This is a genomic window from Cellulomonas sp. ES6 (assembly GCF_030053835.1).
In the GTDB taxonomy this organism is placed as follows: domain Bacteria; phylum Actinomycetota; class Actinomycetes; order Actinomycetales; family Cellulomonadaceae; genus Cellulomonas.
The window spans coordinates 2,123,680-2,135,607 of the sequence record NZ_CP125655.1; the positions used below are offsets into that span (position 1 = coordinate 2,123,680).

The following is an 11,928-nucleotide window of genomic DNA, read 5'->3' on the forward strand; positions in this document are numbered from 1 at the left end:
CGCCGGGCGTCAGAGCGTCGTCGACTCCCGGACCACCAGCCGGAAGTCCGGCGCGACCACGCGCGGCGCGAGCTGCCGCCCGGTCCGGCGGTCCGCGATCCGCTCCTGCAGGTACTCCACCGCCAGCCGCGCCACCTCGTGCCGGCCGGGCTCCACCGTCGTGAGGCTCGGGTACGCGAAGCGGCCGTCCGCCACGTCGTCGAACCCGACCAGCGCCACGTCGTGCGGCACGCGCAGGCCGCGCTCCTGCAGCGAACGCAGCGCGCCGAGCGCCAGGTCGTCGTTCATGGCGAACACGGCGTCCATGCGCGTGCCCGCGTCGAGGACCTCGGCCATCGCGCGGGCGCCGTTCGGCCGGTCCCAGGTCTCGATCGGCACCACCAGCGCGTCGTCCACGGGGATGCCGGCCGCGGCGAGCGCCGCGACGTAGCCCGCGTGGCGCAGGCCGGCCACGCTCGTCGTCTCCCCCGCGTGGGCGCCGAGCAGCAGCACCCGCCGCCGGCCGAGGCCCAGCAGGTGCCCGGTCGCCGCGCGGGCCGCGTCCTCGTGGCGCATCGTCACGTGGTCGACCGCGCCGGCGAACAGCGGCTCGCCGAGCACGACGAGCGGCGACGCGGGTGCGGCGTCCTCGGCGTCCTGGGCGGTCAGGCCGAGCGGCGCCAGCAGCAGCCCGTCCGTGAGGGACAGCCGCGGGCTGCGCAGCACCTCGAGCTCGCGCTCCCGGTCCCCGCCGGTCTGCTCGACCAGCACGACCAGCCCGCGCTCCGCCGCCGTGTGGATGACGTCGTCGGCGAGCTGGGCGAAGAACGCCTGGCCGAGCTCGGGGACGGCCAGGCCGATCACCCCGCTGTGCCCGCGGCGGAGGTTCCGGGCGGACAGGTTCGGCCGGTAGCCGAGTTGCTCGACGGCGGCGAGCACCCGCGCGCGCGTCGCCTCACGCACCTGCGGGTGGTCGTTGAGGACGTTGGAGACGGTCTTGAACGAGACCCCGGCCACCTCCGCGACGTCGCGGAGCGTGGGCGCCGGTCCCTCCCCTGCGTGCGCTGCCACGTGGCGACCTTACAACGTTGAATTCCGGAGCGGACCGGCGCTACTGTCGCGGCGCCACCCGTACAACGTTGGAGAACTCGTGGAGATCCCGAACCCGGTCGTGCTGCAGCGCGCCGACCCGCACGTCCTGCGTCACGACGGCCGGTACTACTTCACCGCGTCGCACCCCGCGTACGACCGGGTGGTGCTCCGCCGCGCCGACACGCTCGCGGGGCTGCAGACCGCCCCCGAGGTGACGATCTGGGAGCGCCACGCCGACGGCCCGATGTCGCACCTGATCTGGGCGCCCGAGCTGCACCGCGTGGGCGGCGCCTGGTACGTGTACCTGGCCGCGGCCCCCGACGACCGCGGCACCGCGGACGCGCCCGGCGCCGCGGAGACGTTCAACCACCGCGTGTACGTGCTGGAGAACACGGCACCGGACCCCTTCACGGGCACGTGGGTCGAGCGCGGCCAGGTGGACACCGGGTGGGAGACGTTCGCGCTCGACGCCACCACCTTCGTGCACGACGGCACGCAGTACCTGGTGTGGGCGCAGCAGGACCTCGCGGTCCGCGGGCACTCGAACCTCTACATCGCCCCGATGGCGGACCCGTGGACGCTCGCGGGACCGGCGGTCCTGCTCAGCCGGCCCGAGCACGCCTGGGAGACCGCCGGGTTCTGGGTGAACGAGGGGCCGGCCGTGCTGGTCCGGCACGGCCGGGTGTGGCTCACGTACTCCGGCGCGGCGACCGGCCCCGAGTACGCGATGGGCCTGCTGACGGCTGACGCCACCGCCGACCTGCTCGACCCGGCGTCCTGGACCAAGAGCCCCGAGCCGGTGATGGTGAGCAACCCGGCCACCGGGCAGTACGGGCCGGGCCACAACTCGTTCACCGAGACCGAGGACGGCCGGGTCGTGCTCGTCTACCACGCCCGGCCCGCCCCCGAGACGGCCGGGGACCCGCTGTGGGACCCCAACCGCCACGCCCGCGCGCAGGTGCTGCCGTTCGACGCCGACGGCCGGCCCGTGTGGGGCGTCCCGGTGCCGGACACGCGGCCCGTGCCGACGTCGACCGTCGTGCTGCGACCCGACGGCACGCCTCCCGCCGTCGCCTGACACCGGGCCGGGGTCGGCCCCCCGCGCGTGCGGCGGGCCGGCCCGGCGTCGTCACTCCCGTCGCAGGCGGCGGGACACCACCAGCAGGGCGCCGAGCAGCAGCGCGCCCAGCCCGCCCAGCAGCAGCCACCCGGCGTCCGAGCCGGTGCGGGCCAGCTCGCCCGCGGGCGCGGCGCTCACCGCGGAGTCGCTCGCCGGCGGCACGCCGGTGCCGTGCGGGTCGTCCGGCTGCACGACCGCCGTGTTGCCCACCGTGGCGCCGGGCGTGGTCACGTCCGTCACCACGAGGACCGTGGCGGTCCCGCCCGCCGCGAGCGGCCCGTCGTGGCGGCAGGTGACGACCTGGCCCTCGACGGTGCAGTCGAACCCGTCACCCGTGGCGGAGACGTACCGCAGGCCGGCCTCGAGCTCGTCGCTCACGGTGAACCCGTCCCGCACGTCCCGGGTGCCGGCGGACAGCACCGTGACCTCCCACGTGATGCGCCCGGCCACCCGGTCGGCGACCGCCTTGCGCACCGCGAGCCTGCTCTCGTCGGCCGGCACGAACCCGAAGTCCAGCGTCAGGTCCTCCTGGCCGCCGGTCAGGGCGGACGAGTCCGCGGTCCACGTCGAGGAGTCCCGCGCCCGGTCGGACCCGGCCCCCTCGAGCGTCGGCGCGTACGGCCGCAGCGCGTCCGCGGACGCCAGCCGGTCGACCGTCACCCGGTACCGCCCGGGCAGCAGGTCCGCGAACACGTACCGGCCGTCCGCGTCGGTGGTCACCGGCCGCACGGGCCGGCCGAACGCGTCCAGCACGTCCGACCCGTCCGGGCCGGTCAGCCGCAGCACGACCCCCGGGATGCCCGGCTCGCCCGGGTCCTGCACGCCGTCGCCGTCGGTGTCGACCCAGACGAGGTCCCCGACGCGGACGGTGCGCTCGACCAGGCCCGCGTCGACCGTCGGGTCGACGTAGTCGGCCGTGAGCCCGTCCGCGGGGACCACCGGACGCACGCGCGGTGCGTCGGTGCCGAGCCGCACCACCCGGGTCCAGCCGTCGGCGCCGGCGCCCGAGTCGCCCGCCCCGTCGCCCACGAGCGACCGCGTGAACACGTACCGGGCGGCGGTGGCGTCGTCGAGCACGAACCGCACCCGGTACTCCCCCGCCGGCAGCAGGTCGACGTGCCAGCGGCCGTCCGGGCCGGTGACGGTGGTCGCGACGGGCTCGTCCGACCCGGCCGGCACCACCTGGACGGTCACGCCCGGCACCCCGGGCTCGTCCGCGCCCTGCCGGCCGTCGCGGTCCCGGTCGACCCACACGAGGTCGCCGAGCGCGTACGTGCGGTCGACGGCGACGCCGGCGCGGTTGGGCTCGAGCGTCTCGTGCACCAGCCCGGACGCCGCGACGCTCGCCGTGCTGACGACCATCGTGTTCCACGCGGGCGCGTCCGCGTCGGCGGCGGCCCGGTCGTACCCGGTGGCGGACCGGGTGCGGAAGGTCACCGTGACGGTCTCCCCCGGCTGGAGGGGCTCGGCGGCGAGGTCGACGTCCACGCGCAGCCCGCGCACCGCAGCGAGGTCGTCGACCTGGTCGGCGGGCGTCCACACGTCGGCGGCGCACCCGTCGCCGGCGGGGTCCGCCGACCGCGGGTCGCCGGTGAACCGGCACGTCCGCCCGTCGAGCAGGTACGACACCGCGCTGCTGCCGGCGGCGGGGACGCCCTCGACGTGGAGGTCGCCCAGGTACTCGGGCGCCCAGACGCTGCCGCGCGGCGACCCGCTCTGCGAGCGCGACGTCCCCGTGTCACCGGGGTGCGGCAGCACGTCGACGAGCGAGATCGCGGCGGTGGGCAGGTTGCCGGTGTTGGTCACCCGCATCCGCCAGGTCTCCGTCCCGCCGGGGGCCGTCCGCACCAGGCAGGGGTTCCGGTAGAACCCGCCGTCGTCGGTGCAGGTGCCGCCGACCGTGCTCACCACGCCCGTGGGCCGCCCGCCGGGGGCGACGTCCTCCGCCACGTCCTTGACGCGCAGGTAGGTGGCCATCGCGACGACCTCCACCGTCGCGGTCGCCTCGCGCCGCAGGTCGTCCGCGGCGGTCAGCACGAACCCGTTGGTGAGCGTCGTGCCCGCGGCGACGCCCGGCCGCACGGCGAGCGGCACCGTGACGAGCACGCGCTCCCCGGGCAGCAGGCGGGTGCCGGGCGGGAAGGTGACGCGCAGCGCGGTGCCGTCGAGCGTCACCGTCGGCGTGGCGGACGCCGCGGCAGCGGTCGCCGGCGTGACCTGCACGCTCGCGGCGCCGTACGCGAGCTCGTCGTAGACGAGCAGGGCGCCCTCGGCGTCGGCCGGCAGCACGTCGGTCAGCACGGGGTCGACCAGCGGGGCCGTGCCCGTGCTGGTCGCGGTCAGCGTGAACGGGATGACCGCGCCCGGGCCGGTGGTCGTGGTGACCGGCGACTTGGTCACCGTGGCGTCCGGGGTGCCGTCGGTGACGGTGTACGGCGCGGTGACCGGGTCCAGGACCACGGGCGACGGCGTGTGCTCGCCCTGCACGGAGCCGGTGAGCACGTTCGTGACGGTGCCCGCCGGGACCTCCGCGCCGGTGCTGCGCAGCGTGCTGCGCGGCGCCAGCGTGACCAGGACCGTCGGGCCCTCGAACCCGCCCACGACGCGGTTGGCGAACCACCGGCCCTCGGGCGCGGTGAACGTGACGCGCAGGCCGGTCACGTCCGACGGGTCCACGCCGTCCGGCAGGTCGCCCGCGCCCGCGGGGAGCGCCGGGGAGGCCGCGGCGGTGCCGGGGGCCAGCTCCGACGTCACCGCCGGGGTCCACGCCCCGTCCACGCGGTACTCGACGGCGGCGGTGAAGCCGGTCCCGTCGGCGGCGGTCACGCCGGACAGCGCCTCCACGCCCACGAGGTCCACCGCGTCCCAGAACTCCGGCGTCGTGTCCTCGAGCACGTACTGCCACGGGCGGCTCACCGCCGCGTCGCTCGTGCGCCGCGCGCTCAGCGCGAGCCGCACGGTGCGGTCCTCGGCGGCGTACCGGGACACCGTGCCGGGGTCCACCGACTTGGCGAGCGCGCCGTCGAGCGGCTGCAGCGCCTCGGGGTACAGCACGGTGTCGGCGCGCGCGGCGTCGTCCGGCGTGCCGGGGCCGAGGTCGCCGCGCAGCGTGTTGACGACGGTCGTCCACGCCGGGCCGTCCGCGGTCCCGAGCACCGGCGAGCCGGAGCGGGTGGTGGCCCGCAGCTCCGTGTCGGCGACCACGGTGAGCACGGCGCCGTCCGGCAGCGTGCCGTCCGCGCGCGCCTCGACCTGCGCCACGTCGGCGAGCTCGGCCCGGGTCAGCGCGGCGACCGCCGCGGCCGACGTCAGCGTCCGCAGCGGCGTGCCGTCCGCGTCGCGCAGCACGACGGTGAGGTCCCGCGTGCCCTCCGGGGCGGTGACCGCCAGGCGCGTCACGTCCACCAGGTCGAACGCGTTGGCGGGCACCTGCGGGTCCGGGTCGACCAGGCGCAGTGTCTCCACGGGGATGCCGGTGACGTTCTGCACCCGCATGGTGAGGCGGTTGGCGGGCCGGTCGCCGTCCTCGGCCGTCGCGTTGCCGACGGGGACGAGCGCCGCGGCGTCGCGCCACTGCTTGCTCGCGTCGACGCGCCGGATGTCCAGGGGCGTGCCGCCCGGTCCGGGCGTCGTGGTCGCGGTGTCGCCCGAGGTGCCGGTGAGGCCCTCGCCCACGCCGGTGCCCTCACCGGTGGTCGAGGCGGTGTTGGTCAGGGCGGTCCCCGGGGCCTGCGCCTCGGTCAGCGCCATCACGAGCGTGACGACGGGTCGGAAGCTGCCGGTGGTCGGCAGGGACGCGCCGGCGGTCAGCGGCGTGTACACGACGCGGACCCCGTCGGCGCCCGCGGGCACCGCCAGGTCGAGCAGCGCGGAGGCGTCGGACGTCGGCCCCGCGAGCGAGGTCCACGCCCCGCCGACCCGGACCAGCACCTCGGCCTGCGACCCGCCGGGGACCGCGACGGACCCGAGGCGGTCGAGCGCGGCGACGCCCCACAGGCTGGACCCGGCGGTGCCGTCCGCGACGTCCTCGATCACGAGCCGCCCCACGGGCACCGTCGTGTCGGCGGAGATGCCGCCGGTCAGCCGGGCGACGACCTCCTGACCCACGGCGCCCGTGACCTGCTCGCCGCCGACCGCCTGCGTCAGCGTCTTCGCGGTCGTCGTGACGACGCGGCGCGGCACGACCGTGAGGGTCGCGGTCGCGGTGCGCTCCGCCGCGGCCGTGCCGTCGGAGGCCGAGCCGCCCACGGCCACCTGGTTCGGGAAGCCGCGGGTGGTGTCCCAGCCGGCGTCCGTGGCGACGCGCAGCGGCAGCACCGCCCGCGCGCCCGGCGGCATGGTGCCGCGGTACTCCACCTGGACGCCCGTGACGACCGCACCGGCCGGCACCTGCGGCCAGCCGACCGTGCCGGCCGAGCCACCCGCCGGGGCGGTGACCGTCGTGGTGAGCGGCAGGCCCGGGCCCGTGCCGGTGAACGTCACGTCGGCCTCGACGGCGCCCTCCGGCCAGTCGGCGCCCGCGCCGGTGCCCGTGCCGTCGGACCCGAGGCCCAGCAGCGCGAGCTTGCCGTCGGCCGTGGTCCCGAACGGGTCGGTGCCGGTGGCCGGCTCGCGCACGGTCAGGGTGGCGAGCGTGGTGTTGGAGGAGTTGGCGGCGCTCAGCGCGACGACCGCCTCCGCGCCGGCCACGACCTGCGCCTGCGCGCGGCCCTCGACGGTCTTGCCGGCGGTGACCTCGACCGTCACGGGGTTGAGCTGCACCGTCGCGGAGGCCGTGCCGGTGGCGTCGCCGGCCGCGGTCGCGACCGATCCCGCGGCCGTGTTGGGGACCTGCGTCACGGCGTCGCGGTCCGCGGTGCCGTTCTGGCCGAGCCGGAGCGCGACCGCGCCGGAGGCCCCCGGCGGGAGGGCCTCGGCGTCGTCGCCCGTGAAGCGCAGGACGACGCCCGTGACGGCCGCGAGGTCCACCGCGCCGGTGTCGACGGGGGTGCCGGGCGCGAACGGCCCGACCGTGGTGCTGCCCGCCGCGGTCACCAGCTCGACCGTCAGGCCGGTGGCACCGTCCGGCGCCGTCCAGTCACCGAAGCCGCGCAGGTCCAGCGGGGTGCCGGGCCCGAACGCGGGCGCGGTGCCGGCGGCCGGGTCGGTCAGGGTGAGCGCCGTCGCCGCGACGGGGGACCGGTTCTCCACCCCCAGCGCGAGGGTGAGGTCCGCCCCGTCGCCGGCCACCTGGTCCGACGGGGTCCAGCGCTTGGTGACGCCGACGGCCGGGTCCACCGGGACGACGACCGTCACGGTCGCGTCGTCGGACACCGGGTCCGCGTTGGCGGCGACGGCGTCGGCGGTGTTCACCACGGACGCGCCGTCCCACGAGCGGTCGGTGCCGGCGGGCAGCGTGGTCTGCACGAGCACGGACAGGCTCTGGCCCGCGGCGATGCCCTGCGCACCGGGCCGGCCGGCGTCGGTCTCGCGGAAGGCCACGCGCACCTCGCTGCCGTCCACGGCCACGTCGGCGGACCCCGTGCGCTGCCCCTGCACCGACACGCCGTCCGGCTCGATGACGAACGGCGCGGGGACCGCGTCCGTCAGCACCGCGTCGACGCACATCGTGACGATGGACTCGCACGTGACGTCGATCGTCCAGGTCACGCGGTCCCCGGGGCGCGCCTCGGTCGGCACGACCGACTTCACGACGCTCAGCGCCGCCCGCGGCTCCTCGGCCGCCGCCGGGGCGCCCGCCGCCGTGGCCGCCGCCGGCGCCCCGGCCACGGCGGCGACGAGCGCCAGCACGACCGTCAGCCCCAGCGCCCACCCGCGGGCCCACCCGCGCGACCACCGTCGCGCCCACCGTCCGGCGTGCCCTGCACCCTGCCTGTTCTCCACGTCAGTCCCTCGTCCGCTCGCACCTGGTCCGGGCCGGGAAGGCCCTCCTGCGGTGCAGGACTGCGGGGGGCGGTCGCTATGACGCGAGTTCGGCAGTCCGGTTCGTCGGATTCGTCCCTTCGGGTGAACGGGACAAACCGGATACCTGCAACGTCCGGGACCTCTGGTTGGGTGGCCGGACCGCCTGAGCCCACCGGCGGTTCCCCCAGGAGGCGATGGACGTCGTGCTGCCCGCGACGGAGAGGTCCGACACCGAGCTCGCGCAGCGTGTGCGCGACGGCGACCACGACGCGTACGGCGAGCTCTGGCGACGGCACGCGGACGCGGGCCGTGCGGCGGCCCGCCGGATCACCGACCGGTTCGACCCCGACGACCTCGTGGCCGAGGCGTTCGCGCGGATCCTCGAGGCGCTCGGCGCGGGCCGCGGCCCCGACGGGGCGTTCCGGCCCTACCTGTACGCGACGATCCGCAACGTCGCCATGTCGTGGACCGCCCGCGCGGGCGCGACGACCAGCCTCGACGGGGTCGACGGGCCGGTGGACGAGCCGCCCGTCGCCCAGCGCCTCGCCGACGAGGCCCTGCTCGCCCGCGCCTACGCGTCGCTGCCGCCGGAGTGGGCCGAGGTGCTCTGGTACACCGAGCTCGAGGAGCTGACGCCGGCTGAGGTCGCACCGCTGATCGGCCTGCAGCCGAACGCCGCTGCGGCCCTGGCCTACCGCGCCCGGGAGGGGCTGCGGCGCGCCTGGCTGCAGGCCCACGTGACCCGGCTGCCCGAGCGCGCCGACTGCCGCTGGGTGGCCGAGCGCGTCGGCGACCACCACCGCGGGGCGCTGTCCCCGCGCGCCCGACGCCGGTTCGACCGGCACCTCGAGACCTGCGACGACTGCCCGGTCCTCGTGGCCGAGGTCGGCACGGAGGCCGAGATCCTGCTCCGGGCGCGGCTGCGCGCGCTGCTCTGGCCGCTGCCCGCCCTCGCGGTCGCCCTCCCCGGCGGGCCGCTCGCCGCCGGCGCGGCAGGCACCCCCGCCCCGCGCCGGCTGCGCCCGTCACGGCGGTCGCTCGCCACCGCGGCCGCTGCCGCTGCGGCAGTGCTCGCGCTCGCCGCCGGTGCGCTCGGGCTGGCACGCCTCGGCGGCGGTGACGGACCCGCCCCGCAGGCGGCGGACGTCACGGCGCCCGAGGCGCCCGCCCCGGGCCCGCAGCCGCCCGGCCCGGCCACCCCGGTGGACGACCCGGTGCCGGACGGCGCGGAGCAGCTCCCCCCGGACGACGACGCCACGCCGCCCCGGAGCCCCGTCCGGGAGGGCGACGGGACCCGCGGCGGCACGACGGCCGCACCCGCGGGGGACCTCCCGCCCGTCCCGGCGGCGCCGCCGGGACCCGCACCCGTGCACCCCGGCACCCCGGCCGGGCCCGGGACGCCGGTGGACCCGGAGGTGCCGGTCGACCCCGAGGTGCCCGTCGACCCGGAGGTGCCCGTCGACCCCGAGGGCCCGGCCGCCCCGACCGTCGTCGACGTGCTCGCCGAGCCGCACTACCTGCCCGCGCTCTCCGGGACGGCGGTGCCCGGTGCGGTGGTCGAGCTCCGGACGGCCGACGGCGCCGTCCTCGGCGCCACCAGGGCCGACGAGGCGGGCGCGTGGCGGGCCGCCGTGCAGGCGGACGTGGACGCGGGCACCGCGGTCACCCTGGTGGTCGTGCAGCGGGTGGACGACCGCGAGTCCCCGGTGGCCGGCCCGTTCGGCCCGTACACCGCGGAGGCGCCGGAGCTGCTGTCGCCGGCCGACGGCGAGGTGGTCGTCCCGGTCGCGCTGGACGGCGACGGGGTGGCGGACGACCTCGAGGTGCGGTTCGGCGGCACCGCCGGGTTGCGCGTCGAGGCCGCCGTCGACGGCGTGCGCACGGGCCGGACGCACGTGCTCGCGGACGCCCCGCTGGTGCGGACCGTGCACGGGCTGACCCCGGGCGCGCACACGTTCGCCGTCCGGTACGCCGACCCCGACCGGGGGCTCGTCGGCGCCTGGGCCCGGGTCGCGTTCACGGTGCCGTGACCGGGTGAAACGCGTGCTGGCCTGCGGGTTCCCGGCGCCCGGGACGGTACGGTCCAGGCACAGCCACCCGTGACCGAGGAGCCCCGCGTGCCCGTCGCCCGTCGTCGTCGTCCCCTGACCCGCGTGCGTGCCGCGCTCACCGCCGCCCTCGTGCTGGCCGCCGGGCTGCTCACCGCCGGGCCCGCCGCGGCGGTCCCCTACGCCGTGACCGGCACGCCGACGGTGCCCGGCAGCGCGTGGCTCGGGCAGCCGTTGACCGTGTCGCTCGCGGCCGTGGAGGTCACCCCGACGCCGGTCACCACGGCGGTCGACTGGTACTGGTCCGACGGCACGCAGCTCACGGACGACCGGGACGACCTGGTGTACGTACCGACGCAGGCCGACCTCGGCAAGTCGCTGTACGCCGCGGTGTGGTTCGGCGACGGGACCAGCGAGACGTACGTCGTCGGCACGAACATGACCGGAGCGGTCGCGACCCCCGGCTTCGACGCCACGCCCTCGTACGCCGTCACCGGCACCGGCCTCGTCGGGCAGCCCCTCACGCTCACCCCGACCGGCGCGTGGTCGCCGGCGGCGGAGACGCTGACCTACGTGTGGCACCGCTACCCCGTCGACGCCGTCGTCGCGTCCGGCAGCGGCAGCACGTTCGCCACGTACACGCCCGACGCCGACGACATCGGCTCCACGCTCTACGTCGTCGTCACCGCGACGGCGACGGGCCGGGTCACCAACACCCAGACCTCGACGGCGAGCACCACGGTGCACCTCGGGTCGTTCGACGGCGTCGGCCGCCCGACCGTCTCCGGCTCCGGGCTCGTCGGGGACCCGTTCACCGCGACCTTCGACACCGCCGGCGTGACCCCGGCGCCGGACTCCGTGGACTACCAGTGGTACCGCACGGACGGCACGCCCGTGCCTGGCGCGACGTCCGCGACGTTCACCCCTGGCCTCGACCTGCTGGGCCAGCCGCTGTACGTGCAGGCCGTGCTCCACGCCGCCGGCCACCACGACTACCAGACGCTCGGCTCGGACTACACGCCGACCGTGTCGCTGCGCTCCTTCACGCCCGGCGCCGCGCCCCAGCTCGTCGGCCGGCACGTCCTCACCGGCTCGCTGACCGCCACGCTCGACACCGCCGCGTGGTCGCCGCAGCCGGAGTCGCTGACCTACCAGTGGTTCACGGCCGACGGCACGCCGGTGCCGGGCGCCACCGCGGCGACGCTGCTGCCGACGCGCGACCTCGTCGGGGAGAGTGTGTACGCCGTCGTCACCGCGCACGCGACCGGGTACCAGCCGTACGAGATCGCGACGCCCCCGTCCGGCCGGATCGCCGCACCCACCATCGCGGCGTCCACGGACAGCGCCGTCGCCGGCGACTCGGTGACCGTGGAGGTGTGGGGCCTGCTGCCCGACACGGAGTACACGCTCGAGCTGCACTCCACGCCGGTGTTCCTCGCGACCGCGCGCACGTCCGGCGAGGGCGTCCTGCGCGTCACCGTCGACCTCCCCGCCGGGACGCCCGCCGGCGACCACCACATCGTGGTGCTGCTGGACGGCGTCGCCGTGACGTCGGTGCCGGTCACGGTCGCCGCCGCGCCCGCGGACCCGGAGGCCCCGGCCGCCGCGCCCGCTGCCGCCGCGCGCCGACGGCCGCCCGGCCGGCCGCGCTCGCCACGACCGGCGCCGACGACGCGGGCGGCCTGCTCGCGCTGGCCGTGCTGGCGCTCGTGGCCGGCGCCGCGGCCGTCACGGGCCGCCGGGTCGCGGCACGACGCGCGCCGGTGCCCGCGCGCGTGACCCCCC

Annotated in this window: 5 protein-coding genes; 3 read left to right on the forward strand and 2 right to left on the reverse strand. The window is 77.5% G+C overall.

Translation table 11 applies throughout. From position 1 onward, the window contains the following. Positions 1 to 9: 9 nt before the first annotated feature. Complete coding sequence (locus P9841_RS10070) at positions 10 to 1,050, reverse strand: LacI family DNA-binding transcriptional regulator (RefSeq protein WP_283318557.1); 1,041 nt, start codon at positions 1,048 to 1,050, stop codon at positions 10 to 12. A 79-nt stretch (positions 1,051 to 1,129) separates the two neighbouring features. Here P9841_RS10070 and P9841_RS10075 point away from each other — a divergent pair, with 79 nt between their 5' ends. After that, positions 1,130 to 2,149: a glycoside hydrolase family 43 protein gene (locus P9841_RS10075; RefSeq protein ID WP_283318558.1), complete on the forward strand. Its 1,020-nt coding sequence runs from the start codon at positions 1,130 to 1,132 to the stop codon at positions 2,147 to 2,149. Between the two features lie 51 nt (positions 2,150 to 2,200). Here the strand turns inward: P9841_RS10075 and P9841_RS10080 are convergent, their stop codons facing one another. Then, on the reverse strand, positions 2,201 to 8,074 hold the full coding sequence (locus P9841_RS10080; protein ID WP_283318559.1) for an SdrD B-like domain-containing protein: 5,874 nt from the start codon (positions 8,072 to 8,074) through the stop codon (positions 2,201 to 2,203). A 215-nt stretch (positions 8,075 to 8,289) separates the two neighbouring features. Here P9841_RS10080 and P9841_RS10085 point away from each other — a divergent pair, with 215 nt between their 5' ends. Continuing rightward, positions 8,290 to 10,125 carry a sigma-70 family RNA polymerase sigma factor gene (locus tag P9841_RS10085; protein ID WP_283318560.1) on the forward strand — a complete coding sequence of 612 codons (1,836 nt, stop codon included), beginning with the start codon at positions 8,290 to 8,292 and terminating at the stop codon, positions 10,123 to 10,125. 69 nt (positions 10,126 to 10,194) lie between these two features. Beyond that, positions 10,195 to 11,922: a hypothetical protein gene (locus P9841_RS10090; RefSeq protein ID WP_283318561.1), complete on the forward strand. Its 1,728-nt coding sequence runs from the start codon at positions 10,195 to 10,197 to the stop codon at positions 11,920 to 11,922. The last annotated feature ends 6 nt before the right edge of the window (positions 11,923 to 11,928 follow it).

Excerpts from the sequence above, each read along its gene's own strand:
- P9841_RS10085 (WP_283318560.1), top strand. The coding sequence starts at position 8,290 with ATGGACGTCGTGCTGCCCGCGACGGAGAGGTCCGACACCGAGCTCGCG.